The 25920-nt window shown below is 56.8% G+C and carries 26 protein-coding genes and 2 pseudogenes; all 28 read right to left on the bottom strand.

The features are described 5' to 3' along the window. Positions 1-28 precede the first annotated feature (28 nt). Positions 29-1630 carry a MobP3 family relaxase gene (gene mobP3, locus ACTQ3R_RS14965; protein WP_441780017.1) on the bottom strand — a complete coding sequence of 534 codons (1602 nt, stop codon included), beginning with the start codon at positions 1628-1630 and terminating at the stop codon, positions 29-31. Continuing rightward, complete coding sequence (locus ACTQ3R_RS14960) at positions 1612-2049, bottom strand: ribbon-helix-helix domain-containing protein (RefSeq protein ID WP_331904480.1); 438 nt, start codon at positions 2047-2049, stop codon at positions 1612-1614. Before ACTQ3R_RS14960 ends, mobP3 begins: the two co-directional genes overlap by 19 nt. A 665-nt stretch (positions 2050-2714) precedes the next feature. Beyond that, on the bottom strand, positions 2715-3728 hold the full coding sequence (locus ACTQ3R_RS14955; protein WP_441780018.1) for a hypothetical protein: 1014 nt from the start codon (positions 3726-3728) through the stop codon (positions 2715-2717). A gap of 1 nt (position 3729) precedes the next feature. Next, a complete protein-coding gene (locus tag ACTQ3R_RS14950) occupies positions 3730-4008 on the bottom strand; it encodes a DUF6103 family protein (protein ID WP_441780019.1) in 279 nt (92 codons plus the stop codon). A 21-nt stretch (positions 4009-4029) separates the two neighbouring features. Beyond that, positions 4030-4812 carry a hypothetical protein gene (locus ACTQ3R_RS14945; RefSeq protein WP_441780020.1) on the bottom strand — a complete coding sequence of 261 codons (783 nt, stop codon included), beginning with the start codon at positions 4810-4812 and terminating at the stop codon, positions 4030-4032. Between the two features lies 1 nt (position 4813). After that, positions 4814-5005, bottom strand: a complete 192-nt coding sequence (locus tag ACTQ3R_RS14940; RefSeq protein WP_441780021.1) for a hypothetical protein — start codon at positions 5003-5005, stop codon at positions 4814-4816. Positions 5006-5019: 14 nt separating this feature from the next. Beyond that, positions 5020-5226, bottom strand: a pseudogene (locus ACTQ3R_RS14935) (M23 family metallopeptidase); the annotation flags it as partial. A gap of 31 nt (positions 5227-5257) precedes the next feature. Next, positions 5258-6331 carry a hypothetical protein gene (locus tag ACTQ3R_RS14930; protein ID WP_441780022.1) on the bottom strand — a complete coding sequence of 358 codons (1074 nt, stop codon included), beginning with the start codon at positions 6329-6331 and terminating at the stop codon, positions 5258-5260. Position 6332: 1 nt separating this feature from the next. Next, positions 6333-6524 (bottom strand): hypothetical protein, encoded by a 192-nt coding sequence (locus ACTQ3R_RS14925; RefSeq protein WP_441780023.1) that lies wholly within the window; start codon positions 6522-6524, stop codon positions 6333-6335. Positions 6525-6539: 15 nt separating this feature from the next. Further along, the gene (locus ACTQ3R_RS14920) at positions 6540-7604 is read right to left on the bottom strand and encodes a M23 family metallopeptidase (protein ID WP_441780024.1); all 1065 of its coding nucleotides are present in this window, start codon (positions 7602-7604) and stop codon (positions 6540-6542) included. Further along, positions 7604-9433 (bottom strand): VirB4 family type IV secretion system protein, encoded by a 1830-nt coding sequence (locus tag ACTQ3R_RS14915; RefSeq protein ID WP_441780025.1) that lies wholly within the window; start codon positions 9431-9433, stop codon positions 7604-7606. The genes ACTQ3R_RS14920 and ACTQ3R_RS14915 overlap by 1 nt, the downstream gene beginning before the upstream one ends. Next, positions 9426-10004, bottom strand: a complete 579-nt coding sequence (locus tag ACTQ3R_RS14910; protein ID WP_441780026.1) for a hypothetical protein — start codon at positions 10002-10004, stop codon at positions 9426-9428. Before ACTQ3R_RS14910 ends, ACTQ3R_RS14915 begins: the two co-directional genes overlap by 8 nt. Continuing rightward, a complete protein-coding gene (locus tag ACTQ3R_RS14905; RefSeq protein WP_441780027.1) occupies positions 10001-10264 on the bottom strand; it encodes a hypothetical protein in 264 nt (87 codons plus the stop codon). The genes ACTQ3R_RS14910 and ACTQ3R_RS14905 overlap by 4 nt, the downstream gene beginning before the upstream one ends. Before the next feature lie 62 nt (positions 10265-10326). Next, positions 10327-10638 (bottom strand): hypothetical protein, encoded by a 312-nt coding sequence (locus ACTQ3R_RS14900; protein ID WP_441780028.1) that lies wholly within the window; start codon positions 10636-10638, stop codon positions 10327-10329. A 75-nt stretch (positions 10639-10713) separates the two neighbouring features. Continuing rightward, positions 10714-12540 (bottom strand): annotated as a pseudogene (locus tag ACTQ3R_RS14895) (DNA cytosine methyltransferase). Positions 12541-12557: 17 nt separating this feature from the next. Beyond that, on the bottom strand, positions 12558-13454 hold the full coding sequence (locus tag ACTQ3R_RS14890; protein ID WP_441780040.1) for a conjugal transfer protein TrbL family protein: 897 nt from the start codon (positions 13452-13454) through the stop codon (positions 12558-12560). Positions 13455-13535: 81 nt separating this feature from the next. Next, complete coding sequence (locus ACTQ3R_RS14885; protein ID WP_441780041.1) at positions 13536-13856, bottom strand: DUF3852 domain-containing protein; 321 nt, start codon at positions 13854-13856, stop codon at positions 13536-13538. Positions 13857-13934: 78 nt separating this feature from the next. After that, a complete protein-coding gene (locus ACTQ3R_RS14880; RefSeq protein WP_441780029.1) occupies positions 13935-18659 on the bottom strand; it encodes a SpaA isopeptide-forming pilin-related protein in 4725 nt (1574 codons plus the stop codon). Between the two features lie 83 nt (positions 18660-18742). Further along, on the bottom strand, positions 18743-19537 hold the full coding sequence (locus ACTQ3R_RS14875) for a CAP domain-containing protein (RefSeq protein ID WP_441780030.1): 795 nt from the start codon (positions 19535-19537) through the stop codon (positions 18743-18745). 111 nt (positions 19538-19648) lie between these two features. Further along, positions 19649-20458, bottom strand: coding sequence for a class D sortase (locus ACTQ3R_RS14870; RefSeq protein WP_441780031.1), 810 nt, complete (start codon positions 20456-20458; stop codon positions 19649-19651). Beyond that, positions 20455-21372 (bottom strand): cell wall anchor protein, encoded by a 918-nt coding sequence (locus ACTQ3R_RS14865; protein WP_441780032.1) that lies wholly within the window; start codon positions 21370-21372, stop codon positions 20455-20457. Before ACTQ3R_RS14865 ends, ACTQ3R_RS14870 begins: the two co-directional genes overlap by 4 nt. Positions 21373-21385: 13 nt before the next feature. Next, positions 21386-22003, bottom strand: coding sequence for a hypothetical protein (locus tag ACTQ3R_RS14860; protein WP_441780033.1), 618 nt, complete (start codon positions 22001-22003; stop codon positions 21386-21388). 13 nt (positions 22004-22016) lie between these two features. Further along, positions 22017-22748, bottom strand: coding sequence for a DUF3849 domain-containing protein (locus ACTQ3R_RS14855; RefSeq protein ID WP_441780034.1), 732 nt, complete (start codon positions 22746-22748; stop codon positions 22017-22019). Next, complete coding sequence (locus ACTQ3R_RS14850) at positions 22745-23266, bottom strand: hypothetical protein (protein ID WP_441780035.1); 522 nt, start codon at positions 23264-23266, stop codon at positions 22745-22747. Before ACTQ3R_RS14850 ends, ACTQ3R_RS14855 begins: the two co-directional genes overlap by 4 nt. Continuing rightward, positions 23263-24249: a DNA adenine methylase gene (locus ACTQ3R_RS14845; protein WP_441780036.1), complete on the bottom strand. Its 987-nt coding sequence runs from the start codon at positions 24247-24249 to the stop codon at positions 23263-23265. The genes ACTQ3R_RS14850 and ACTQ3R_RS14845 overlap by 4 nt, the downstream gene beginning before the upstream one ends. After that, complete coding sequence (locus tag ACTQ3R_RS14840) at positions 24242-24556, bottom strand: hypothetical protein (protein ID WP_441780037.1); 315 nt, start codon at positions 24554-24556, stop codon at positions 24242-24244. Before ACTQ3R_RS14840 ends, ACTQ3R_RS14845 begins: the two co-directional genes overlap by 8 nt. Positions 24557-24675: 119 nt before the next feature. Next, positions 24676-25074: a hypothetical protein gene (locus tag ACTQ3R_RS14835; protein WP_441780038.1), complete on the bottom strand. Its 399-nt coding sequence runs from the start codon at positions 25072-25074 to the stop codon at positions 24676-24678. Further along, a partial coding sequence (locus tag ACTQ3R_RS14830) for a hypothetical protein (protein ID WP_441780039.1) occupies positions 25071-25920 on the bottom strand: 850 nt, incomplete at its 5' end. The genes ACTQ3R_RS14830 and ACTQ3R_RS14835, both read right to left, overlap by 4 nt.

The raw sequence follows: 25920 nt of genomic DNA, 5'->3' as shown, positions 1-25920 counted from the left end.
AGGTTTCCTTTCAAAATTCTGCTTTGTGCTATCTGAATGTCTGCTCTTCATGATCGTCCGGCTTGTGTCCCATCGCCAGACGCTTGCGCTGCAATTCCTGTCGGCGCTTGCGGTCGATCTGCAAGCCGCGGTGGATCTGGTCGATCTTGCTGTTGTCCTCAAAAATTCTGCTCATGTGATGCAGCATCCGCACAACGGTTTCGCCCACCGTGGGGGCACGATAATCTGCTCCTGCCGGTGCGCTCTCTTTTTGCTGATCAGGGTGAACTGACTGCTGAGAAAAAGCCGGTGCATCTTCAACCGCAGGCGGCGTGGTGCCGTCAGAAGCGGCAGCATCAGCGGAGGTGGAATCTTCTGGTGCGGCACTCGCCGCCCGGTCAGATTTGGGCTGCGCCGACGCGAGAGATGCCGTGACCTCAGAGTTCTTTGGCGCGGCTTCTGCGGCATCCTTTTTGATGATAGGTCCTTCCTGCGCGGAAGGTGTTCTCCGCACATCCGCGTACCGCTGCCGCTCTGCTATCCATTGCAGTGTTTCCTGAATGACCATATTGCGGACGCTCCGGAACTCCTTTTGCTGGGAGAGCGGCAGACGCTTGCGCGGCCGCTGATCGTAGTCCAGGCACACCTGCTCGTAGAGCGCCTGCCACGTTTCGTAGGCGGCGGACACCTGCTCGTCCTTCGCCAGCTCCTCCACGATGGCATCCACGATGGTCTTGACCCTTGGCGGCAGGTAGCCGTAGACCTTTCGGCCCTTGATCGTCAGCAGACGATTCGCCAGTTCTGCGGTAAGCTGCTCCAGCCGTGGGTTATCCACTACGCCATGCTCCAGCTGCACGATGCACTCTACCATGGCCCTGCGGGTCTGCACCTGTAGCTCCTGCCGCGCGGTATCCTTTTGCTGGTAGATGTGCATCCGATCCGCGTGGTAGATCCGCCTGGCGAAGACGGATTTCATTTCCCGGATACCCTCTTTGGTGAGGTAGCCCTCCTTTGAATCTGCGGAGAAGATGATTATGTGGATATGCACCTGATTCGGCTTTCGGTGGAAGGCGGCATACCAGCGCAGGTTGTTCGGCTGGATCTTATATGCCGCGGCGATGTCACAGACGGAGGCATTCACCAGAGCCTGCCAGTTTTCCGCGTTGTCATAGCCCAGCCGCTCTGCGTCCTCACGGCGCAGCGCCACCACCGGTGTCCATACATTTCCGGTGTGCTCCGCCACCTCCCGTACCGCCTGCGCGAGATTTCTCACCTTGCCATGAGCGTCCCACAGACCATGCTCGCCGTCCTTTTGAACACCGGGACGGTGGGAGATGTAGTCGATGAAATTTTCCTTTTGATCCAGCGCCTCCATGTAGTCTTCCTGCACCTGCTGGATGAATGCGGAGGCATTGCCTTGGGTGGGATGATCCAGATACTCCTCATACTCAATGAGCTCCCAGCAGGAGGGGAAGGACTTCAGCAGCCGTGCGATGAATTCCTGCTGCTTTTTTGTGGCGGGGAGTGTACTGCGCTCATCCGCCAGCAGCTCCACGCCGGGACGGGTGGCGACGTAGCGGGTGCGCTGCGCCAGCTTCGCGGCATTCTGTCCGCCCTTGAGGTAGGGCGAGATCAGTACGATCCGGGCCATGCGTCATCCGGCTCTATGCGCCGCTGGCTCCGCACCGCGCTTTCAAAACTCACCTGACCATTGGTGCGCTTCACCTCATCCACCGCGTAGGCCCGCAGCTCCCGCGTGTGGATGGGATCGGTACGGAAGTGCGCGGCGATGGTGTGGCAGAGCATATTCAGCTCCACCGCGCACTTGAAGAGGATCGTCCGCAGACGGTTGTTGTTGTCGTCCAGCGTACCCTGAATGGCGGTGAGGATGGCTTGGGAGATGTAGGCGGTGTTGTCCTCTGTGCCGAGATAGCCCATGTAGAACCGCAGGGCCTTTTCTACGAATTCATTGCGGCTGCGGCAGTTATCAGCTTTCAGCCAGCTGTCCATGCGGTCGATCATGTCGGGCGGGAGCCAGAATGTCGTTTTCTTTTTCACTTTTTCTTCCATCGGTGTTCTCCTTTCCTTGCCGTCGGTCAAAAGGGGCGCGAGTGCCGGAAACACCGTGCCTTTTTGGAAACCAGACTGCGGTTTTTCTGAAATGTGCTGAAATAGACTGCGCTTTGGAAAGCGCGAAAAAGCCCCGCACTGCGGGGCTTTGTGGGCGGGCCGCGGGCGCTTGCGACTGCGGCCCTTTATCTTGTTCCACTATCGAACGGGTAAATAAGGGGCAAAAACCTCTGGAACAGGGCATGGTCGGGAGGAAAAACACCATCACCAAAGGCTCATTTCTCCATCGTCGAAGCCGTATCCACACGGATTTTTCGCACATCGCCCACAAACGCCGCAACACTCGCTTCAATGGGCTTTGGCGGGTACACACTCCACCCCAGCCCTTAAACGCGCACACAGCGGCACACAGGGCGAACGGTGCGGGGAAACGGGGAGCCGCCCTGCGCGGCACATTTGAAAGCACAAAAATCTGCGCAAAACGCTTTCAAATTCGGGACGGAGAAAAACCGCGGGAGCAGAATAACAGCCGCCAAACTGCGGCTGCCCGCCAAGGGCGGGTTGACGCAGTTCGGCGGCGCCGCGGGCCCGCAGGCACGCGCAGCCTGGACGCTGTTGTTTCCGCAGCCGTGAGTGCTTCAGCCTTGCTGTGCCTGCGTTTGTACCTACAGCTTCATCACCGGCCCCTGCTGCTGTTCCGGTTCCTCGCGGAATTGCTGCGCGTAGTCGTGGAGACTCATGCCGGTCTGCTGTTGACAGTATTCCCCCATCTTGCGCAGCAGGACATCCTGCTCTGCGGCGTTGAGCTGATAGCTCCAGCTCTCCTCGGAGCCGTCACCCTTGCAGAGCGTCAGCTCCAGTGTGTCGCAGGGTCTATCCTCCGCGATGTCGTAGTTGGCATAGATGTTGAGCCAGTCATCGTTTTTGTCCGTGAGGACGAATGTACCGAAGGCAGCATCTACATCGAACTCCGTCTGTACATAAAAATTGAGCTTGCCGTCCGATTCGATGATCTCATCACCGAAAGAGAAATTTCGTGCGGAAAGATGTCCCACCGAGGTGATCTCTTTACCGCTCAGATGATCCAGCAGCTTGCGCCACTTATCATCGCTCGACGCGAATTGCGACTGTGTGGCATGGTACACCGCCACGGATACATCCCGCATCGCCCAGGTCTGCCAACCGTCCATGATGTGAACGGCGGAGAACTCCCGCTTGTCGAAGTTGAGATCAAACACGCCGCGCACCTTGCCGGTGTTCTCCATGCGAAGGGCGGTGAGCGCGTTGTACTCCTCCGCCGTGATGGGTCGCCCGTCCGCAAACAGCTTGATGAACAGATCCGGCACAGTGCCTTTCTCTGCGGTGACATAGCCGCGCAGCTTTTCCGAGGCATCCAGCAGCTCCTCACCGGGCGTGGTCTTGAAGTACCACTCCTGTCCGTTTTCTACCACATGGTAGGCGGCGTAGGTGCGGGCCGCTTCTTCCTCCGTGCGCCGCGCGGCATCCTCTGCGTAGATCTCGGCACTGATGCGTTTATACTCACGTTCTGGAAGCTGGTTGCAAATTTCATCCAGCACATCTTCCATGTGCTCCTGCAGCGTCTGACCGTTGAGGCGCTTTTCGATAGCGGTCAACCAGCGCCGGTCGATCCACAGCACGATTTTTTCCTGCTGTGCCATCTCAACCACCAGCCCTTTCGCCGACAGGCTGCGCCAACGCGGAGGGAGGCTCCTCCCGCGGCTGCGGCTTTGCCGGTCTTGACGGACGGCGGGGACGAGCAGCGGGCGCCGCACGGCTGTCCAGATACTCCCTCACCGGCTCCGGCACCTCGGATTCGTAGAGACATTTGAGCAGTTCCTCCAGTTGCGCCTGCACGCTGGTGTTTTTCTTTTTGAGCGAAAATTCGAGAGCGGCAAGCTGCTCGCTCTCGAATGTGATCGTAACATTTTCTTTTTTCATAGTCGGCATATTCCTCCGTTCCTATTTCATCCACATCGTCTGTTCTTGCACCGTCTGCTCACAGATTTCAAACAGCGTATGAGAGAATTCTTCCTCCTGTCCCACCTCCTGCGCCGAGGCCCATGCGCTGCGCACCACCTCCAGCGGGTCATCCATAGCCGCCAGCACTTTCAACTGTTCACGGTCTAAACGCATGGTCAGCAAGGCATTATAGCAAAAACGATTCGCCTCGATCTCTCCGGCGTTAGCGATGAGCTGTCCCTGCGTCATGCGGTGGAGAGAATCTGTGTATTCTCTCTGCTCGCGCTCGACGTGTTCAAACAGGAGCTCCCGCAGTTCCGATGTGGTCTGCACCGGATTTCCCTGCACGATCCCATCCGTAAGAAACAGTGCCACATCGATGACCTCCGCGCTGCGGAACGTCATATCGCCGCGGTAGCCGATTTTCAGCATGGAGAATTCTTTTGCTGCCTGCATCAGTTCTCTGGAACTGCCGGGAGGGATCTCCTGATTCCAGCGGTACCAGTTATCTTCATAGCCACGAGGGGTGAGTTTGAGCAGCACATAGTCCTCCGGCACGAATTTGGGATAGCGGCAGAGCTGACCGCCTACGGCGTAATAGGGCTTGCCCTCACAGAGAACCGTCTGCCCCATATACGCTTTCATTTTGTCGAGGCTCTCACAGAACCAACATTCGGTATCGTTGAAGCGGCGGATCACACCGTCGTCCAGAATGCTGTCAAGATTGCCTTTTTGCGTCAAATGATAGACCGTGGACGGTCTGGGGACTTTTTGGTATGCCATGTTATTCGACCTCCTCGTAGTAGTCGCGGAGCTGGAAGCCCAGCGCCTCCATATCGACGTGATCCATGCCGAGCCCGTGACGCAGGATGTCATAGAGATTCCCAGCGTCATAGCGGCTGCTGAGAAAATCCACGAGCTTCGCAACCAGCTCCTGCTCACGCTCCGGCGCGATCGGTCTTATTGCAGTATTCATAATTAGTTTTCCTTTCAGCCTTTCGGCAGATATGCCCTCGGATTCGTTCGTTCCCCGTTGACGCGCACCTCGAAGTGGAGGTGCAGCCCAGTGGAGCGCCCGGTGCTGCCGGAGAGGGCGATGATGTCTCCCGCCTGCACGGTTTGTCCCACTCTCGCCAGAAGCTGAGAGCAGTGGCCGTACAGCGTGGTGAGTCCGTTGCCGTGGTCGATCATCGCATAGGTTTCGATGTGTTCGTCAGTAATGAGCATATCAGGTCATTTTCTTTTCCCGTCTAAGCGCCTCCAACAGCTTTGGATGGACAACCAGGACATACCAGCAGCCCTGCTCATCCTTTCTCATATCAATGACTACCATTTCAAGCAAGCCTGCTGTCTTAATCGGTTCCGAATCTCCGGAATAGTCCAGAAGTACAGTGTATTCTTCACCGCGCAGAGCCTTTTCAGCTTCATCGGAGGCAAGCTTTAAAATACCTTGCGGCATCAGAAGCATGAAGCAATTGTTTGGACAGGATTCCAGCATCTGCTTCACGGTTTCTGGCTGTTCATCATCGATCAGATACCCATTTCCCTTCTGCTTGTACAGTTCCGCAAGCAATCGGAAAAAAGCATTACCTTCTCCGGCATTCTGCTGCTCCATCCACACTTCAGAAATCATTCCCAGCGGCTTTTCCACCTGCAGCAAAAATAGAACGTTTCTTCTTGTCAGTTTTTTCCTCTCCGCCATTAGTCTTCTGCGGCACACCTGCATGGCGGAGATCTCCGCTGCGGACTGGATCAGTTCGTCACGTTCCAGATGATCCAGCCCGCGCATATAGGCAGCCATTTCCACCTCGGTTCGCTCAGATAACAGGCCCCACAGTTCACTGGAGGTCAGTTCCTTGTGGCTGACGATTTCGCCGGCAAGGAATTTTGGCACATCAATCACTTCCGCATTTTGAAATGCCATATCACCGCGATATCCAATACTCAGTGGGAAGAATTCTCTTTCTGCCTGCATCATTTCATCAGAACTGCTTGAAGACTGTTCCTGAGTCCGGCGATACCAGGCATTTTCCTGCCGGACGGGAGCAAGCTTGAGAAGAATGTATGCTTCCGGGTTAAAGTTGGAGTAATGGCAGAGTTGCCCATCTGCGGTGCGATACGGTTTACCCTTACACATCACGGTCTGCTCCATGTACGCTTTCATTTTTTCGAGGCTCTCACAGAACCAGCATTCCGTATCGTTGAAGCGGCGAATCACGCCGTCGTCCAGAATGCTGTCGAGATTGCCTTTTTGCGTCAAATGATAGACCGTGGACGGTCTGGGGACTTTTTGGTATGCCATGTTATTCAACCTCCTCGTAGTAATCGCGGAGCTGGAAGCCCAGCGCCTCCATGTCGCCGTGATCCATGCCGAGCCCGTGACGCAGGATGTCATAGAGATTCCCAGCGTCGTAGCGGCTGCTGAGAAAATCCACGAGCTTCGCAACCAACTCCTGCTCACGCTCCGGCGCGATCGGTCTTATTGCAGTATTCATAATTAGTTTTTCCTTTCAGCCTTTCGGCAGATATGCCCTGGGATTCGTCCGTTCCCCGTTGACGCGCACCTCGAAATGGAGATGCGGACCGGTGGAGCGCCCGGTGCTGCCGGAGAGGGCGATGATGTCTCCCGCCTGCACGGTTTGTCCCACTCTCGCCAGAAGCTGAGAGCAGTGGCCGTACAGCGTGGTGAGTCCGTTGCCGTGGTCGATGCACACGTAGTAGCCATAGCCTCCGGCGTTGTACTTGGAGACTGTTACCGTCCCGCCCAGCGCCGCGCGGATGGGCGTACCGGTGGGGACAGCCAAGTCCATGCCGGTGTGCCCCTTGCGCTTCCCGGTGATGGGATCGATGCGGTTGCCGAATTCAGAGGTGACACGGCTTTCCCATCCTGAACCGATGGGCGAACAGAAACCGTCCGCGCCGATAAACGGCACATCCGCGCTGGGTATCCAGCCCTCTGAACCTCCGGCAACGCCATAGCGCACCAGATTGTACACACTGTCGGCGTTGGACTTCTGCTCCGCAGATATTTCCAAGTGAAACAGGGTTTCAAGATTGCCATACACGGTGGCTATGTCTGCAACGGGAATCGCCACGGTGTAGCTCTCCTCGGTTTCCGTCCCATCCTCGGCGGTGACGGTGCGGGTGCGTTCCTCGTAGGTCACAAAGCAGTCCACGAACTGTCGGTGCGCTCGGCGGCTGGGGGTGTCCTCTCCAAAGAAAATGGCATAGAAAACAGCCTTGACGCGGATACCGTCAAGGCTGTCGCTGTTCTCCGTCATGTCATTGACGGCATCAATGGCGCTGTCCAGCAGTGTGAAGCTGCGGCGCATATCTTCGATGTAGGCGACATATTCCGTGGGTGTTTTGCCCGGAATGTTGCCGCCGTTGAAGCAGAGCAGAACAGCGGAATTGTTATGCTCTGCGCTGCCGGAGAGCAGAGAGCAGATCAGCGCCAGCGTCAGGATCAACGGTGAACAGATCGCCGCCACGATCCAGCCCAGCTTTCGCCGGGTGTCCTCATCCGAGAGAGCGGCAGCGGCGATCTTCGCCAGTGCAGCGACGGGTACTGCCATTACCGTCCACCTGCCGTTCCGAAGAGAGCCTGCTTGTACTCTGGGGCCTGCACCTGCAAGAGATACCGCTCATTGCCGCACTTGTAGAGGCAGGAGCCGCGCTGCGGGTCCCGGATCAGGGCATACTCAGATTCCTCTAATTGGAGGTTATTCATGAAGAATTTCTTGTCCACGTTGCCGCCGTTAAAGATAAATTGATGGACGGGGATGGAAAAGAGGGGGCGTGTCAGCTCCCGTATCCCCGGCTGGGTGAAGTCCTCCAGATTTTGGCTGGCAAGGAACAGGGCGGATTCCTTTTTTCGTACTCTTTTAAGCGCGTTGCGGATGTAGGTGATGACAGTGGGATCGGACAGCCACAGGTACAGCTCATCGATAGCCGCTACGGAATTGCCCAGCGTCAAGAGCTGATCTGACATATAGGACAACAGACTGAACAGCAAGGTGTTCCGAAGATTTTCCGCCATGTTATCTAATCCCTTAACGCAGAATACCAGGAATTTGGAGCTTGTAATGTTGGTATGCCCGTTGAAAAACCGGGCGTCCGCGCCGCGGCACATGGAATGGAGCCCCAGCAGCAGATCCCGCAGCATCTCCCGCGGGTAGAGGCTGTCTGCGGCCTCGTAATGGTCGTAGCTTTCCTGAATGGCATCGTAGAGGTCGGAGAGGATGGGGTAATCGGTTGGCTGCATTCCGGCAAAGTCCGTGCGGTCGGTGATGTTCCACTTTTGATAGAGCCGCTCTACCATCAGCTCCAGCGTGTCGATGTGGGGCGTGTCAAAGCCCTTGTAGACGCGGAACACATCCCGCAGGAAGGAGATGTGCTGAGAGAGCAGCGTCCCCCGGAAAGCGTCCGGCGCGTCCGGGTCTTCCGGCCCGCTGCCATCGTCCCAGCAGCGCGGCTCCAGCAGGTTGATGCGGTACTGCCCGCTTAAGTAGTCCAGAAAGCAGCCGCCCAGGGCGCGGCACTCGTCCTCCATCTCGTGCTCGGAGTCCAATGAAATGACGCTTTTGCCCGCCTCCCGCACATTGCAGAGCAGGAGCTTCAGAAGATAACTCTTGCCCTGTCCGGTGTTGCCGAGGATGAGGGCGCTGGCGTTGGTCTTGTCAGAAGCACGGCGGTCGAAGTCCACGATGATGTTGGAGCCGAAGCGGTCCCGGCCAATGAAGAAGCCCTTGGGATCGGTTTTGCCGGAATAGTTCATGGGGTACAGATTGGCAACGCTCCTGGCAGGCAGAACACGCTCCGCAAAATTGGCAAGCTGGCTGCCGCCCGCGGGGTTGGCGGAGAGAAAGCCCTCCCGCTGGCGCAGGAGCAGCGGATCGGCGCCCATGCGGGAGCGGACCAACTGTGCGGATACCGTGTCCCGCGCCGCGCGCAGCTTTTCCGTATCCGTGGCGGCAATGTCCAGATACACGCCGCAGTGGATGAGCGGCTCCTTTTCCTGCCGCTGCTTTGCCAGCAGCTCCGCCATATCCCGCAGGTTGGCCTCCGCCGTGACGCTCTGCTTGTAATCATTGGTATTGCTCCGCTCCATGCGGCTTTTGTTGGTGGCGGCATGAAGGATGGCGTCCTCCTCGGCAGGCGTGACCTGCCGCGCCGTCAAGCGCAGGTTGACGCCGCCCATATCGCCAAGGCCCCGCAGCAACGCCAGCTCATCCGTCATGGGCGGGTAGCTTTTCAGCGCCATCGCCGTGTGATACCGGCTGCCGAGGATGAAGTGATCTGTGTTGAACTTCACCGCCGCAGGCGCGATCATATCCAGAAAGTCCTTCGGACGCGGGGCCTGCTCCGGCATCTTCTTTTTCTTCTTCTGTTTCTTTTTAGCCATGTACATACTCCTCTCCATCGAAATCACGGAATACCTCCGTGGTGAGATCCTGCCGGTAGTAGATCGCCAGCAGGCGCTTCACATCCTGTTCCTCCGCCAGACGCACACGGAGCCCGTGGTCGCAGATGGCTTTCTCCAACTGCCGCAGCGCGCTTTCATCCGCACCGGCTTTTTCATCCAGCGGGAGCACCAGCACAAATTCGCGGGAGGAGGCGGATGAGAATTGAATGGCGTCCAAATGGGCCATGTCCCGTTCCAGCAGCTCCCGCACGGCAGGTTCCGTTTCCTCCTCCAGTCGCCGCAGGTAATACTCCTTGTTCCGCTGGAAGGATTCGCGGGAGTCCAGCGCCAAAATCTCCAGCGAGGGCTGTGTGCTGAGAAGCATGGTGAGGGAGCGGACGCGGCCCCGGATGACCTCCGGGGACAGGACGGAGAGGTTGTCCGGCTGGATCAGGAAGAAGACCCGCTCTCCGGAATCTGTCACGATGCCGTGGGGCGTCACACGGACGATGCCCATGAGCTGCCGGGTCGACTGCCGCTGGCGCAGTTCCTTTTTCTGTTTCCGATTCATAGATCCTGCCTCCATTCGTAATATTGTTGGCATAGAAAGAGAAAGCGGGCGGCACGGCGCAGGAAATCCAGAATGCTGGAGCCATCCACCTGAATGGTGAGGAAGGCATACAGCACCGTGACCACCAGCAGTCCCATGCCGAGGCCCTGTGTCAGCGCCAGCACAGAGAGCAAAGCGCCGATGCCGATGACGCCGATGTCCCGCAGCAGCCAGAGCCACAGCATGGGCTTGGCTTTCAGGTTTTCGGGGTAAATAAACATTTTGTTCCTCCAAAGCAAAACCGCTGCCGAGAATCTCAGCAGCGGTTCGCGCGATGTATTTCTTATCCTTTGGCGGCACCGGTGTCCTCCGCCAGCGCCTGCCGGATACAGTCCAGGAAGAAGGCGTTCTGCTTGATGCCATTTCGCTTGAGGTATGCCTTGAGCTGCTCAAACAGCTCGGTGGGCACCTGAAACGCCACCGTCCTCACATTGTCCTTGTCCATCTTCACATTTTCCTCCATTTCATAAAATTTGGTGATGAGCGCGGTCATGTACCGGCTCAGTGTCTCGCCGGATTCCGCCTGCCGCTGCCGTACTTTGGTATGCAGTTCCAAGGGAATTTCAGCGCAGAGGTTGCGCGTTTTTTCTGCCATGTCAGTTCCTCCGATCTTTTTAATGGTAAAGCCAAGATACCCGAAAGTAAGTGTGAAAGCTATTACCAAAGCCAACTAAAACTCCCATTCCAAATCAAGCGTAATGACCATAGCCACCCGTTGCATGAGGTATTCCACGCAGGGGATGGCAACGCTGTTGCCGAGGGCTTTATAGCGTGCGGAGTCCGAAGCGCCGGGAACATCGGTCCAACCGTCCGGGTAGCCCTGGAGCCGTTCGCACTCCAGCGGTGTGAGGCGGCGAATGAGATTCCGGAAGTCCGCATCCCATGTAGAGGGCGGCTGGCAGACAAGGTCTGTAGCGTCCTTGTGCTGCCGCGCGCTCTCCGTGGAGGCGATCTCATCATCCCTGAACTGATCTACCCTCTGGCGGGCATAGACGCTGTGGCGATCCGAGGTGGTCAGGGTATAGGAAATATCCCGCTGCCAGCCGAAGCCGTTGCCGCCGTTTTGCGGCTGCCGGTCAATGGCGTTGCCTGCAATGCAGATGACCTCCTCCGGCACCTGTTGAACAAGCGAGGTGTTCAAACCGCCCGTACCCATTCTGGCTGAAAGCGTTGGTGCTACCTTATGGGGGCCTGTATAGCGGCTGTCTATTCCATAGTTTTCATACAGTAAAGGCTTTCCCGGACGCAGCACTAAAGGCTGGTGTCCATGCTCCTGTGCCCGCAGGGTTCCGGTGACGTTCTCACTGCACTCCATGATCTGCCCACCTTGATCATTGATACAGAGGATGCTGGGCATACAGTTCCCGCTGGGGCTGCCTTTCAGGGTAGGCGATACGCCTTCCTGATATCCGATGGTTCCGGCGCTTGCACCTGCTCCGGCAGAAAATCCAGCGACAAAGGTTTGCTGTTTCATCCCCGGCTGAGCCTGCAGCGCACCTGCCACATCGTGCAGATCCCGCACCTCATCCCGCTGATTGGCGGCAAAAGCCATCCGCTTTTGCAAGTCGTTCTGATTGATGCTGGGATTTGTGATAAAGGTCTGCATTTGAAGGTTCTGCGTCGCCATCAGAGCGCCGGACACACCGTCCAGGTCAATGCCTTCATTGCGCTGATTGATATGGTAGGCTTTCGCTTCGCCGGATATGGGCGCGGGCGGGTCAAGCCCTGCCTGCATACGCAAAGCTGCTTCCAATAAGGGTGGCAGCGATTTGCCGCGGCAGGCTGCGCGGCGCAGAATACCCAGGCACGCTGTCTGGGATAGCGAGTATCGGGATGGCGCTGTAGCCTGCAAAATCTGCCACAAGGAACACTCGACGGCGTCTTTGGGGCACTCCGAAGTGTTGGGCGTCCCAAACGATCCAAGCCACGGAGGATCGTACTCCCAATATGCCCCCAGCATATTCCCAGCGCCCGGCCTCAGGTCTAACAGCATGAAGGTATGGTTCTTCAACTTGGAGGAACGCTTCGAGGACTTTTTGAAAATCCGCCCCAGGCTTTTTTTGACCCGTTTCAGCGTCCCGCCCACTTGAGAGAGCGCCGACGACATTTTCCCAAATCCCGAATCTCGGCCGAATATGGATTCCTGTCCTTCCAGATTTTCTGTCTGCATCTCGCATCTCCTGAATGATTCGTATTTGTTCCATAAAGAGGCCGGAACGCGCACCAGTCAAACCGGCGCGCATTCCGGCCACGCTGAGTCCTGGCACGGGCTGCCCCCGCAGATGATGTCTACAGGCGGCAGATACGCACCGTTCAGTTTTATGATGTCTCCCATCTGCTCCATGCGTGGGAAACGTATTTTTGATACCAGTATGGGGAACGGTTCAATCTCGCTGGCCCAGATCGGCTCGATACCGCACCGCACCGAAGCCAGAGGAAAGCCGGAGATGCCATCGAACAGGCTCCCCATCGTAAGTTTCCTCGTTGACTGTGTCATATCATACACACCCTTTTTCATTTGATTGCCGCGGCGATGGTCCTCGTCACATTCACCGCGGACTGTGCCGTATAAACGGCGCTCGTAATATTGGCCTTTGTTGTGGTGTCCAGACCGAAGCTGCCGGCGATGCGGGGAACTTCGCCTGCGGAGAGCATGAGTCCAACGCCCATGAGCGCGTGGTCCTTAAACACCATGAGTCCCGCAATCAAGATGGTGGACTGGAGGAAGGCAGTCAGGCACAAGCCGATGACCTGCCGCATCCAGCCCATAAAGCCGTCCAGATAGCCCCGTGGGACACTGAACATATAAAGGCTGCCCACCGCGATCTGGATGAGCAGGATGCCGCCTCTCTTCAAGTTGGCAAAAAACACCTTCAGCACCGCATAGCCCATAAGGATCACGCAAAAGAGAAGCATAATGGGGCTGGTGATGATGCCGAGGCCAAAGTGGGAACTGTTCACTACATCGGCAAGGGTCTGGATCTCGCTGAGTTCGGTGATGATGTCCTGTCCCACCTCACCAATGCTCCGACCGTAGCCGGTGAGGCCCGCAGAAAAGGTTCCCTGCAGCGATACCGATAAGGCATAGAGGCGGACGGGGACAACGGTGAAGAGACTCACCGCCAAAAAGCCCTTGATGATATTCATCCCGCACTGCTGGAGATTTCCTCTGCCGGTGGAGTATTCGATGCCGCATTCAAAGGCGCAGACCACCACGCTGACGGCGAACAGCGCCCACGCAAGGCGGGAGAAAAAGAGAATAATGGCGCTGACCCATTCCAGTTCAAAAAGTTCCACGCCCATATTGCCCATGAGGGCAAAGAAATTGCCGAGAAAGCCCACAATCTGCCCGTAGATCCAATCCACCAACTGATCCAGAACCGTCGCGGCAACAAAGTCCCAAATAAATATCTTCGCTCACCTCCTCGAAATGCAGAAAGCCGCCGCCCAGATGGGCGACGGCCTCGCACAGTCTGTTTCATCTTGTGCTGCTTAGATCCCAATGATATTCCAGATGTATTTTGGCGCAATCAAGCTGAAAATCAGGCAGGCAAAGAGGATGGCGGGGCCGGTCCACTCAAACTGTCCTCTCTGGCGATAATCAAAGTACGCGCCGCCAAGTTTCACAAAGAATGCGATGGCGAGGATCATATCCAATGCAGGGAACACCACCTTCTCCACCACGCTCTTGATCTGCTTGGCCGCCTCCGTCCACGTCTGCTCCACCGCTCCCGCCACATCCCCGCCCGCAGCGAGCGCCGAGGTGCAGCAGAGGGTGGTCAGAAGCAGAAGCGTCAATGACAGAATAATCATTTTTCTGTATTTCAAGAAATCTCAACCTCCTTAAAATGGGGATGCCGCCCCTTGCGGAGCGGCATCCGTTGTTAGTCCTTAATAACCGGTGCGAGGCAGGGGCTTGCTGGGGGCATAGACACGGGTGACCCAGCGGGAGGTCGCCATGATCCACTGCCCGTTGTAGACGCCGCCTGCATCCGACGTGTTGACAAACTGCGTGCCGCCGGTGAGCTTTGAAAGCACCTTGCAGTCTACGCGGGGCGCCTCCACCTGACGGAAGTTTGAAGGTACGATGCCGAACGCCGCCATAAACTCCGTCACATACTCATTGGAGGCAAGCCCCAGCGCCGCGGGCGAAGCATCCAAGACATAGTTTTTGGATGTACTCAGATTATCCGCCAGCGTGCGCCAGGTATCCCCACTGAGATTGGTTCGGTAGACGATCTTATAGTTGCCGGGGGTATTCCACGTGCCGGTGTAGATCTTTTCAAGGCGCACCGCCTCGACGGGCAGGGTATCGCGCCAGTAGAACGACTCCAGCGCCGTGGTAGAGTTGTTGGCAATACCGGTAAAGTTGTAGCGGACAAGCTGCCCCGGCATGACCTCTACGTAGCCGGTTTTCTTGATCGACACATTCGTGTACAGGCTCTTATTGGTCATGCTCGCCTTAACGATCTGACCGGCGTGTTCGATCTCCACCTCAATGGGCGTCTTATCCAGCCCGTAAAACTCCGCCGCCTTGGATTCTACGATTTTGTACCGCGCCAGAGGCAGAGGCTTACTGACCGCGAGCCCGTTTTTATCCGTCTTAATGGTATCCACCAGACGGTTGGTGCGGGCATTGTAAACTTCGAAGACGGTGTTGGGGATCGGCGATCCGGCGGGCCAACCATTCATGGAATTATAGTCTGCCGAGGTCTTGACGATCTGAATCTGACCGGTGATGGGGGTATTCTTCCATTCGATTTCCGTGGTTTCGCCGGACTTTACGTACACGGTCTTTTTCTGCGTGTCGGGGATATAGCCCTCGTTTTCCAATTCACGCAGATAAAAACGGCCAGCGGTCAGGTTTTCAAAACGGACATAACCGCGGTCATCGCTTGTTTCCTGTGAAATGGGATTATTTCCGCTGTCGTAGAGAATGAAGGATACACCGTAGATGCCCTCGCCGGTGGCCGAATCGACCTTGTGGATCAGGATACCGGAGATGGCTTTGTTGGTCACCGTTTTGGTCGTGGTTCTACCATTCTCCACGGCGAAATAGATGGGGGTATTGTCCAGCTGGAAGCCCTTGCCTGCCTCGGTTTCCACGGCATAGTAGCTGCCGCTTTCCAGCGGCACATACACGCGACCGTCCGTTCCGGTGGTGACGGTGTCCACCAGACCGCCATCGCTGACACGACGGATCTCGAAGGTGGTGTTGGGGATACGCTGGGTTTTGTCCGCCGCATTCACTTTCACCAGCTCCAGCCCACCGATGGGAGCATTATAAAAATAGAGGGACTGCGTGTCGTTGGGGTTGACCACCACGGTCTGCGTGCGGGTGTTCTCGTCGATGGTGTAACCGGAGATAGATTTTTCCTCTGTTACCACCAGTGTGCCGGTGACGCCCTTGAGAATGATCTGCCCGTTTTCGTCGGTATAGTACAGACCGTTGGAGCTGATTTTTCCGTTTTCGTCGGGGACAAACTCGCCGGTAGCCGTAGTGATCTTGAAGGTAACGCCCTCCAGCGGCGTCTTGCGGTCCAGAGAGGACAGCTTGTTGATGATGAGCGCGCCCTGTCGCTCATTCCAGAAGGTCATGCGCTGGGGAGACTGGCTCTGGTCGATCTTGATGCTTTGCGGCGTCCCGTCCAGCACGAAACCGTCCACAGATTTGACCTCTTTTGCGGTAACAGTCATGCCGTCGGTCAGACCCTCAATGACGATCTGGCCTGCAGCGTCGGTGGTATAGTAGCCGTTGTTGGGGCCGACTACCGCGCCGGAGGAGTCCGTCACAAGGAACTGTACTCCGGCAAGCGGTTCATTTTTCGTGCCGGAAATGTATTTCTGGAGAATCAACGTTGTGGTGAGTTTGTTGTAAAAGGTCAGCGTCTGCGTGTCGTTGGGATTGACTACCACCGTCTGTGTGCGGGTCGCTTCATCAATGGTGAAGCCCGGAATCGTCTTGGTTTCCGTTGCTACCACGGTGCCGACGACGCCGGAAATGCGGATCTCACCGGATTTATTGGTGTAATAAATGCCGTTGCTGGACAGTTCGCCGTTGGCGTCCGGGACGAAGCTGCCGTCTGCATAGGTGATCTTAAACTCTACGCCCTCCAGCGGCTCCCCTTTGGGGCCGGAGCTGACCTTGCGGATGATGAGATTACCGGCAGGCTGGTTCAGAAACTGCAAATGCGCCGTTTCGCCGCTCTTGATGAGCGCGTGCTGGGGGCTGTCATCCAACAGGTAGCCCGTTTTTGCCCGGACTTCACGGGCAATGACCGTCATGCCGGGTTCCAGACCATCCACCAGAATTTCGCCCGCGGCATTGGTGGTGAAGCGGCCGTTGTCGTTGCCGAGATAATTGCCGCTGCTGTCGGTCAACAGGAACTCTACGCCGGAGAGCGGTTCATGCTTGCTGTCATCGCTCAGCTTTGTAATGAGCAGGCTGCCCAGTGGGGCATTGCCGAAGCGGAGCGTCACCACATCCTGATCCTCGCCGGAGATCCACACGGTCTGGGGTTCGCGGTCGATGATGTGATTTCCATCGCTCTCAATCTCCTGGCAGATGTAAGTGCCGCGTTTGAGGTTTGTCACGGTGAACGCTCCGTTGGGTCCGGTCACATAGGTCCCGATGACTGTGCCGCCAGAGCCGCTGGTATTGCCGCTGAGATAACGCAGTTCAAAGCGGCAGCCCTCCAGTCCTTTTCCGGTTTTGGCGTCATATTTGTACACGACGAGGGCACTGTGAGGAACATTGTCCACGGTCACGGTCTTAGAGGTATTGGCTTCCAGATAGAACTCGGTGACCCCGCTGCCCTGAATGCCGAAGCCCTTGGGAGCGGACTCCTCCACCAGCTTGTACCAGCCACGGTTTACGTCGGTGAGCGTGATTTTACCATCGGAGGCCGTTGTGAATACACCGAGGTCGTTGATCTCGCCGGTGGTGGTATTGTCCGAGCCGTAATAGATATGGAATTTGGCATTGGAGAGAGGATCACCGGTGACGCTGTTTCGCTTTAGGATCGTCAGGGAGGGTTTGACCGCGTTGAAGAAGGTCACCGTTCTGGTGCAGCCTGCTTCCAGATAGACCTCCTGGGGGATCTCAGAGAGAATGACATGGGAAGGCACATTTTTCTCCGTGACCTTGTAGCTGCCCACAGGGATATTCGCCAAGAAGATGCGCCCTGCGCTGTCTGTGGTGGCGCTGGTGGAGTAGCTGCCGTCGATCTGTTCAATGAGATAAGTGACGCCCTCGATAGGCTCTCCGGTGGCAATATTTTTCTTCAAAATTTCGAGTCCCGGCTTTTCATAGTCAACGAAGATGACTTCGGAGGTCTTGCCGGGGCGCAGCGCCACGGTCTGCTCCGTATTGCTCACGATGTACGGCTCTGGTACGGATTCCTCGCGCACGACATAGACACCGGCAGGAATGGCCGAGAGCGTTGCGGAACCGTCCGAGCCAGTCGTGATGGATGTAGAATAGCTGCCGGTCACGGATTTGATGGACAGCACCGTGCCGGGGATCGGCGCACCGGTCTGCGCATCGGTCTTGATGATCTTCATGCTGGGCAGTTCATAGTTTGTAGCGGTGACGGTATACTGCTTGTCTCCATCGGTCGTATCCACATAGACGCTGATAGGGGTGGAGTCTGCACAGTACCCTGCCGGCGCTTCGGTTTCCACGAAGGACCACAATCCTTCGGTGACGTCCTTTACCTCGATCATACCGCCGTTTTTGGTCACATCGCTGCCGACGATCTGCCCGTCGCGGTAAATCAGGAAGCGGGCGCCATCCAGCCCGCGGGTAGTACCAGCTGCGACCTTTTTCAGCGTGATGTCCGCATCTCCCGCGGGAGGCGTGGGCTTATCCGGCTCAGGCGCGTCATTTACCACCAGCTTGCGGGGCGCATAGTAATTGAAGAAGCTCTGACGGCCCTTGACGCTGGACTTTGCATAGACCGCCCATTTTGCAGCTTCATCTTCTACCACAGAGGCGATGATACCCTTGGCGGCGTAATCTGCAATCAGCTTCTGGAATTCCGCATCCTCCTTGGCCTTTTCTTTCAACATCCAATCGATGTAGCCAAGATAGGTTTCATAGGTATCGGCGTTTGCGTAGCCGCCGCCATCGATGTCGCCGTCTCCCTCGCCCTTGAAGGTCTGATGATCCCACACATAGGTCTGTGCGGCCATAAACAGGCTGCCGGGAACATCTCCCTTATAATTCACAATGAACGTCATCATCCATTTGAAGTTTTCAAGCTGCTGGGCGTCCAGCTCCCCCATGCCGCTCTGCGCCAGCGCTGTTTTCAGGACGGTGTCCGCGTCTGCACCGGTGGCGGAGGTATAGGTGTAGCTATTCAAAAAGCTGGCAGTGCCCCAGCGGTAGCCATAGCCGCGATCCAGGCAGTAGAGCATTTTACCTGCTGCCATCGGGGGCTTATAGCTGTACGGTGTCCCGTCATGGAGCAGTCTCGTTGTCCAGTAGTTGGTATTGTTGGTAGGCTTGATGCCGGTTCCGGTACTGGAAGCGGCAAGCGCGGAAGTCGGAAGCAGCGTCAACAGCGTCATAATGACGAGAAGCGCCGACATGATCCTTGTTTTCCATGTTTTCAAGGTTATTTCCTCCTTATATTCAGATTTAGAAACGAAGAAGCAGACCGATTTCTCGGTCTGCTTCGGGTTGAGATGATGTGATTTTATTTGGCTGCCGGAGTGTCTACCCAGCCTACGGTATAGCCGTTCCATAGGAAGAGTTGGACGCAGTACCAGCATGCATCGCCGTTGTCATTGACTCCTTTGGCAAGTCCCACGCCAATCTCAGCGTAATTCTTTTCGAGAAGATTATCACGGTGCCCACCGGAGAGATTCCATGACCATACGGCGACCTCAGATACCGATTTACCCTGCAGAGCCCAATCCGCGATGCGGTGGATGTTTTCCCCTGCATACGGGCAGTCCGTAACGGTGGTATTTTTCCGCCCATCTGGTCTGGTGTGGGAGTAGGCTCCACTGGCAGCCATTTCTTCTGCCCGTACCTGCGCCGCCTGCATGAGTTTGGCATTGACAGTCAGCGCAGAAATTCCTTGCTCTCTGCGGAGGACATTGGTGCGGTCAACGATGTCCTGTTTCATGGCATCCACATCGGCATCATTGGTGGGGACTGTGGGTTCTGGCTGCGGAGTAGGTTTAATGACTTCGTCCTTTGCTGGTTCTTCGCCGGTGTAAGGTTTTCCGCTCTCCACCTGCACACAGCCGTTCTCGCTATCCCAATAAACTTCGAAACCAACAGCCTTGCCGATGTCCCGGAGCCGCACATAGTTGCTGCCGCCGATGGTATAGGCGGTCATGTGGGTTTCCTGTCCATCCACAAGGATGCGGTTGGTGGAAAGTGTCGCTTTCAGCGATTCCACCGCCTGCGCCGCGGGAGCACTCAGCGAAAGCCCCAGCACGAGCCCGCAGAGGACGAGCCCGGTATTCTTTAATCTGTTCATCGTTCTGCCTCCATTCTAAATGTGTATGTGGAAATCTTCCTCGCAGCTTCACCATATCACAGGCGACGGGCAGAAGTCGAACAGAACCGATCCGGCAAAACGGAGAAAAAATCAAGTTTCCACTGCGGTGACGCACCAGCGCTGGTCCCGCTGGTTGCGGACGCAGGTGTAAAGCGTGAGCATATTCTCGCCGGAGTCCGCAAGACCGCTGCGGTCTGTCTCACTGACCTTGCTGACATCCGTCACCTTGTAGGTGCGGGTGCCCAGCCTGGTGGTCAGGGTAATTTTGTCCCCGATGTCCAGCGTGTGGATCTGGCCGAAGTAGCTGTTGGCGCCCCGGTTATGGGCGGCGAGGCAGACGTTGCCGTTCCAGATGGAGGTATCCTCGAAGTGCCCGATCCCCTTGGCAAGCGTCTTGCTGTCCGTTCCCTGATAGATTCTCACGCTCAGATCCAGAGCGGGGATCTCCAGCCTGCCGAGGGAGCCGTTTTTGTAGTAGAGGTCGCCCGTCACCTCCGTGAACAGCACGGCGGGCTGATAGCCGCTGCCGCCATTCACCGTGCTGCCTGGGGTGACAACGCCGGAGGCGCTGCCGGGTGTGAAAACGCCGGAGGCGCTGCCGCCAATCACCGCGCCGGACGCGGGAATACCACCGGGGGCAAGGTTGGGCGTGAGATACTCGCCGGTATGGAGGGCGTTCATGCTCTCCGAGCCGAAGGCGGGCGGAATAAGCGCGGCGTTCTTGCTCATGTCGGCGTTTTTCATAGCGCCGCCATCCGCCGTGTGGATGACCTCAATAGATGTATCCCTGCCAAAGTCATAATCGTCCGGCGCGGCGATGCTGTACTCCAACGCATACGCCGGAGCCGCCAGAGCCGCTGTCATGCAAAGGCTCAGACAAAGGGTAATGATCTTTTTCATTCTGTATCCTCCTCATCCGCGTTTTCTTTTCTATGCTTCACCAGCAGCGCACCGCCGACGCCCGCGCCTGCCGCGGCCACGATCCCAATGGGGATGAGCACATAAGACCAACGGAACGCGGACGCCGTGGCGGGTGTCTCCGCAGGCTCCTTGGGCTGGATGGGCGTTCCCTCAAAGATAGCCACATAGCGGACACGGTTCAGGGCGATCCGGCTGACGGTCCCGGTATAATCCGCCGTGACGGTATAGCCTTTCACATAGCTGCTGGTGGCGCTTCCGGAATAGGTGGCAACGGCCGTGTAGCGATCCGCCACGGCGTAGCCGTCCAGATTGGCGGTGTTGTCGGTCTGCCACTGGATGTCCGTGAGTGTCAGGGTCTTGCCGTTTTCTGTAATGGTTTTGGGAAGATACTGCGTATCCTGCTCGGCAAGGTTAGGATAGCTGCGCTTGGTGGTGATTTCCCTGGTGGAGCTGCCGTAGCCGGACGGCTCCACCTGCACGGTATCAAGTCGGAGCGTCAGGGTCCCCATGAGCCCGTCGTCCGTGATGAACTCCCGCTCCTGCGGCAGCAGCGCCAATACAGATTCCATGTCTTTTTTGGCGCTTTCAACGGAAATGTGCTCCGTGTGCTGGCGGCTCTCGTTTTCCGGAAGCTCCTGCTTCAGAAGGTCCGTCAGGGTGTAGTGGAAGCCGTCCTGCCGGAAGTCCGAGCGGGGGATACCGGCAGGATCGTCTTCGGGGCTCAGATCATAGATCTTTTTCAGTTCTGTACCATCGTCGTTTCGGACGATGGCGGTGGGGTAGCAGACCTTGGCATTCGGTGCCGCAGGCTCAAAGTCCGCCGCCAGCGCGGTGGGCGTCAGCGTCAAGGTCAGGCACAGCGCCGCGGCGCAAAGGGAAAGCATTCGTTTCATTTTGTGTTCCTCCTTAATGTTTCTTCATTTTATAGTGATCTCTTGTCTGCTCCAGCAGGAGGTCATATTCCCAAGGCTCTACTTCTAAGGAGAGGTAGGCCCCATCCTTCGTCATGCCGTCCACCCGATAGCGCAACACCAGAGGAAGCTGCCGCTGCTTTTTCACATCCTGGGGTGAGAGCCAGCCAGCGCCTTCTACAAAAACAGCGCGAATGGCGGAATCGTAGTTTTCTTCATAACCCTGCCAGAGAAGCGCCTCCCGCAGTTCTTCCCGCAGCTTTCTGCGCTGGGGAACGGGAACCAGACGTTCCGGCTCCAACAGGAAACGGGGATGCAGGGCTTCTAAGCAGATATCCAGCGCAGTTTTCAAAGCAGCATTCTTTTTCGTCAAGCCGCTGCGCCGGTAATCTGCCGACAGAACATCCTCGCCCTGGGCGTCGCCGGGGAAAAGGCGCACACAGCGGATGAGTTCATAGGCGTGGGCATCATCCATCATACCAAGGACACGGGTCCCATCCATGGGGAGCGTCCGGTAATGGTCGATGGCCTTCGCCAGTGCGGAAAACTGTCTCACATCCCATCCGGGTCTTCCGGGGCGGAGATCGTCCACGGTGTAATAGGTCATGCACATTCAGACATCCTCCTCACTTCATATTCATGCCGCCCATCGTGGGCGCGTCGGTCTGCTCCTGCGCTTGAAGCTCTGCCAGCTTCGGCTTTGCCCATTCCGGAAGGAACTTGTCATCCAGCACACCGATAAACTCATTACGGTTCCAGCGTGTCATCTCCCCGTCGCTAAGGCAGGTGCAGCGCACCGAGCGGCCAATGGCGTGAGGCGAACAGCCAAAGCCGTCATGGGCATACCAGAGCTGGTTTTCCTGACTCCAGCAGGATTCTTTCAGCGTGTCGGGGCTGAGTACCAGCACCTTGCCGGTATAGTCCTGCTCGGCGCGGTCACCGACACAATGCTCCGCGCCAAAGAGATTTAACGCCTGCACCGCCTTGCGGTAGAAACTGACGAAGCCATCCAGCACGGCCGGATGGCTTCGGACAACAAAATCGCTGTTGTGGTTGAGATCTGTGGGAATATATATCTTCTCTGCCCAATGCTTGTTGGCGTAGCTGAAACGCCCATCCCACTTGAGTTCGTGCAGCGTATTGGCGAGCACCCATGCGGTGCGCTTGTAGCCGTATTCCTCCAGCACCGGCGTGATACAGTTCTTGCCCAGATGCATCCCATCGAAATTCTGGCGAATGGCTTCCTCGATAGCGTTGCGGCAGGCGATGTTTGCCTTGTGGCTCTCCCGCCAAAGGGAAAGCTCATTCCGCTTACGGGCTTCAGCAGCGGAATACGGGTAGGGATAAGTATTGTTCATCCCGAGATCTCCTCCTTTTCCAACAGACGGCATACGCCCTCCAGCTGCACACCGGAATCCTCCAGCATGGTGCGAACATCATCGTCCAGCTCGTCGATGAGCACATCTGCGGCGGTTTTCTCCGCTGCCTGCACGATGACTCTGCCCTTCTCTACAAAGGACTCCAGCGCGGTGTTGGGCGAGATTCCTGCCTCCGCCAGCTGGCAGGGCGGAATTTCAAGGCCGGAGCAGTGGGGTTCGTGTTCACAGGCACCGCATGCCGTTTCCGTCATTCCGGCCTCCATCGCCATCTGGCTTCTCTCCGCCAGACGGGAGATCAGCTGTGGCGTAACGGTGGAGATGAGAGAAATGGTTTTCAGCAGTTCCGCCACGGTGGGATCTCCCGGCAGCAGCAGAACACAGCCGCTGTCGGTATGGAGGATCAGGTCGCTGACGCCTGCAAGTCCGGAGAGCTGCAAAGCGGCGCGAGGGATGGAAAGAGTTTTATTGTTAGGATCATGGTTCAAATTGAATTTCATGTTGCTTTTCTCCTTTTCGGATGATTTGGAATATGGACCAGCTTCAGCTCCCATTCGCCCAACGGCTCGTCAAAGAGGTTCATCTGGCTGGTCATGTAGGGGCGGGGATCGTAGTTGGTGATGATGAGTTCACCGAAGGACGAGCCCTTTTTCTGAGAGAGCGGGTTGCTGCGCTGAAAAGATGAAATGTACCAATCCTGATAGAGCTTACGGATAAAGGGACAGTCGTTGTAGGACAGTACCACATAACTGTCACGGCCAGTTAGCACCTGCCAGAGCCGGACATGGAATCTGCGGAAACGTCCCAGCTTCCCAGCGACCCGGTAGAGCCGCTCCGTTTTGACATAGGGCGGATCGGCATAGATAAGACTGCCTTTTTTATCTCGTTCCCGAATGAGCTGCAAGGCGTTTTTGTTCTCCAACGGCACATCTTTTAACCGTGCGGACACCGGTGGAAACAGCTTTAGGAAGCGTTCGACATCCAACCCTTTGACACCGAAAGAGTTGATCGTCCCGCTGAAGCTACCTCGGATGGCGAGGTAATACGCCGCTGCCCGCTTTACATCGTAAAGCGCCAGCCGCTCCTGAAAAATGGGGAGCAGTTCTCCGGCCTGCTCCTCCGTAAAGCAGGAGCGATCTCCGAGGCATTCGATCTCCGCCTGCACATTTTGAAAGTAGACCTCCTTATGTGCAACAAAGTCGCGGTAATACTCGAAGAGCTTGCGGCCGTGGATGGGCAGGAATCTCAGTTCCCGCAGCAAAACATTGGAGCATTCTTTGATGCAAGAGAACAGGTTCACCAGCTCGGCATCCAAGTCGTTATAAATGTCCAATCGGTTTGGGTCCGGCGGCAGAGCCAGCAGCACTGCGCCGCTGCCGCCGAACGGTTCCACATACTGCGTCAGCTTGGGCGGGAAAAGCTGCAGGATGTACGGTGCAATCTTCTCCTTGCTGCCGATCCAGGGAAAGGGCGGCTTAGCCATGTCCGGCCTCCTCGTCCTCACGGAACCGATCCATAGACCGTTCCAGACCGTTGATGGCCGCTTCCAGTCCCGCCGCCATCCGTTTCAGCTGGCGGATGGTGTCGTAGACTTCACCGGCAGTTGTGGCGTAAAAGTAGCCGTTGCGGTCGCTGGCGATGGGATGGGTCTTGCGCCGCAGCTGATTCACCAGCTTTCGCAGGTCGGTCCCGCTGACATGGAGCGTTCGCTCCAGTTCCGTCCCACCGACGCGGTTTTTCCTGCCGGAGCAGGAGTCTTTGAGGTATGCCAACAGTTGTTCATCGCGCATGTTTTCTCCTTTCCGGGGTGATTTCCCGAAAAAGGGCATAAAAAAAGAAGGGGCCGATCCCCTTTCGGAAAATCGGCCCCTAAAAATATTCTTAACCGCGCTCGCGGTTCAAGACGGTATTACTTCATTTTCATTTCCTGTTTCTGCGGGGGATACTGCACATAGTCGCTGCCGATGAACACGCCGGGATGCTCGTCCTCGTAGCGGCAGCCCAGCGCACCCAGGTCCATGTACTCATACAGCTCCTCCGGGACGGTAGTTTCGTTGGCGAGATAATATCTGCCCAGCGCGGCATAGCTGTTGACGCCCTTGAGAATCGTGTAATCACGCAGCCGCTCCGGTGAATTTGCGAAAATCTCTCCAGCCTCCGCCTCGCCCTTTTGCAGAACGATGGCGGAGAGGATTGCCTTTTCGTCCTTGGTCAGAGCGCCCATCCAGCGACGGGCCGCCTCGAATTCCTTCCGCGTCTTGAGCGGCAAGGAGAGTTTATATTTTTCTTGAAATTGTTCCCTGGTCATTTCGTTTTCATCTCCATTTTCTGTGTTTCCTGCATTGGTGACAGCATGGGCTGATAGTCCGCACGGTGCAGCAGACCGTAGGGCGAGAGCACTGCGTTGTCCTCTCTGATGAGGTCGCAGCCGTAGGCGTAGAGGTTTACATGGGAAAGCAGCAATTCCACCGAGTGGTCATCCGTCATGAAGTGAAGCTGGTCGATGGCAGTTTCCTGCGGTGAACTGATCTCCGGTGTGAGAACGTAGTCATCCAGACACTCTGTCAGGCTTATGGCGGTCGCAATGTCCTGCACCTCAAACTGCTTCAGCAGAGCCTTCAGCTTTGGAAGCTGCTTTTCAGGCGAGGGCATATCCCGCACCGCTGCGGCGAGTACGTTGAATTCCTCCAGCTCCATGGGCAGGTCGGTGAATTCTGCCGCATAGGGGATGATCCCGTCATAATCAATGACCGTGACACCCTCCCAGCCCTCCGCGCCGAGCTGCGCCTGTGCGTCCAGCAGCTCCACCTCTGCCGCGGGAAGGATCAACGTCACCGTGCGGTCATCGCCAATATCGGGATGCAATCCGAGCGTGAGCCGGAAGAGGTATCCCGGCTTTTCCGGCAGCGTCTTTTGGACGGGCGGTGCGGTTGTCAGCTCGCCATCCCGCAGCACATACAGACTGTTCACAAAAACGCCGTTTTCGCTGCACCGCATCATTCTTCCGATGCCGGCAAAGTCCAGCATCTCGAATACCGCATCCGATATGCCCTCCAGTTCCGGCACAAAGTCGTTTTCCGCGTAGAAGCGGCCAAGCTGGGCGTCATCCGCGGCCTCCACCACATGATAGCAGTCTGTTTTTGCGCTGACCGCC

This window comes from Lawsonibacter sp. LCP25S3_E2 (assembly GCF_052117285.1).
Lineage (GTDB): Bacteria > Bacillota > Clostridia > Oscillospirales > Oscillospiraceae > Lawsonibacter.
Note: the sequence above shows the minus strand (reverse complement) of the source record. Positions and strands in the feature narration are given on the sequence as shown.

What these genes read in the sequence shown, in the direction of transcription:
- mobP3 (WP_441780017.1), bottom strand. Translation starts at nt 1,630, where the DNA reads ATGGCCCGGATCGTACTGATCTCGCCCTACCTCAAGGGCGGACAGAAT.
- ACTQ3R_RS14960 (WP_331904480.1), bottom strand. Translation starts at nt 2,049, where the DNA reads ATGGAAGAAAAAGTGAAAAAGAAAACGACATTCTGGCTCCCGCCCGAC.
- ACTQ3R_RS14955 (WP_441780018.1), bottom strand. Translation starts at nt 3,728, where the DNA reads ATGGCACAGCAGGAAAAAATCGTGCTGTGGATCGACCGGCGCTGGTTG.
- ACTQ3R_RS14950 (WP_441780019.1), bottom strand. Translation starts at nt 4,008, where the DNA reads ATGAAAAAAGAAAATGTTACGATCACATTCGAGAGCGAGCAGCTTGCC.
- ACTQ3R_RS14945 (WP_441780020.1), bottom strand. Translation starts at nt 4,812, where the DNA reads ATGGCATACCAAAAAGTCCCCAGACCGTCCACGGTCTATCATTTGACG.
- ACTQ3R_RS14940 (WP_441780021.1), bottom strand. Translation starts at nt 5,005, where the DNA reads ATGAATACTGCAATAAGACCGATCGCGCCGGAGCGTGAGCAGGAGCTG.
- ACTQ3R_RS14930 (WP_441780022.1), bottom strand. Translation starts at nt 6,331, where the DNA reads ATGGCATACCAAAAAGTCCCCAGACCGTCCACGGTCTATCATTTGACG.
- ACTQ3R_RS14925 (WP_441780023.1), bottom strand. Translation starts at nt 6,524, where the DNA reads ATGAATACTGCAATAAGACCGATCGCGCCGGAGCGTGAGCAGGAGTTG.
- ACTQ3R_RS14920 (WP_441780024.1), bottom strand. Translation starts at nt 7,604, where the DNA reads ATGGCAGTACCCGTCGCTGCACTGGCGAAGATCGCCGCTGCCGCTCTC.
- ACTQ3R_RS14915 (WP_441780025.1), bottom strand. Translation starts at nt 9,433, where the DNA reads ATGGCTAAAAAGAAACAGAAGAAGAAAAAGAAGATGCCGGAGCAGGCC.
- ACTQ3R_RS14910 (WP_441780026.1), bottom strand. Translation starts at nt 10,004, where the DNA reads ATGAATCGGAAACAGAAAAAGGAACTGCGCCAGCGGCAGTCGACCCGG.
- ACTQ3R_RS14905 (WP_441780027.1), bottom strand. Translation starts at nt 10,264, where the DNA reads ATGTTTATTTACCCCGAAAACCTGAAAGCCAAGCCCATGCTGTGGCTC.
- ACTQ3R_RS14900 (WP_441780028.1), bottom strand. Translation starts at nt 10,638, where the DNA reads ATGGCAGAAAAAACGCGCAACCTCTGCGCTGAAATTCCCTTGGAACTG.
- ACTQ3R_RS14885 (WP_441780041.1), bottom strand. Translation starts at nt 13,856, where the DNA reads ATGATTATTCTGTCATTGACGCTTCTGCTTCTGACCACCCTCTGCTGC.
- ACTQ3R_RS14875 (WP_441780030.1), bottom strand. Translation starts at nt 19,537, where the DNA reads ATGAACAGATTAAAGAATACCGGGCTCGTCCTCTGCGGGCTCGTGCTG.
- ACTQ3R_RS14870 (WP_441780031.1), bottom strand. Translation starts at nt 20,458, where the DNA reads ATGAAAAAGATCATTACCCTTTGTCTGAGCCTTTGCATGACAGCGGCT.
- ACTQ3R_RS14865 (WP_441780032.1), bottom strand. Translation starts at nt 21,372, where the DNA reads ATGAAACGAATGCTTTCCCTTTGCGCCGCGGCGCTGTGCCTGACCTTG.
- ACTQ3R_RS14860 (WP_441780033.1), bottom strand. Translation starts at nt 22,003, where the DNA reads ATGTGCATGACCTATTACACCGTGGACGATCTCCGCCCCGGAAGACCC.
- ACTQ3R_RS14855 (WP_441780034.1), bottom strand. Translation starts at nt 22,748, where the DNA reads ATGAACAATACTTATCCCTACCCGTATTCCGCTGCTGAAGCCCGTAAG.
- ACTQ3R_RS14850 (WP_441780035.1), bottom strand. Translation starts at nt 23,266, where the DNA reads ATGAAATTCAATTTGAACCATGATCCTAACAATAAAACTCTTTCCATC.
- ACTQ3R_RS14845 (WP_441780036.1), bottom strand. Translation starts at nt 24,249, where the DNA reads ATGGCTAAGCCGCCCTTTCCCTGGATCGGCAGCAAGGAGAAGATTGCA.
- ACTQ3R_RS14840 (WP_441780037.1), bottom strand. Translation starts at nt 24,556, where the DNA reads ATGCGCGATGAACAACTGTTGGCATACCTCAAAGACTCCTGCTCCGGC.
- ACTQ3R_RS14835 (WP_441780038.1), bottom strand. Translation starts at nt 25,074, where the DNA reads ATGACCAGGGAACAATTTCAAGAAAAATATAAACTCTCCTTGCCGCTC.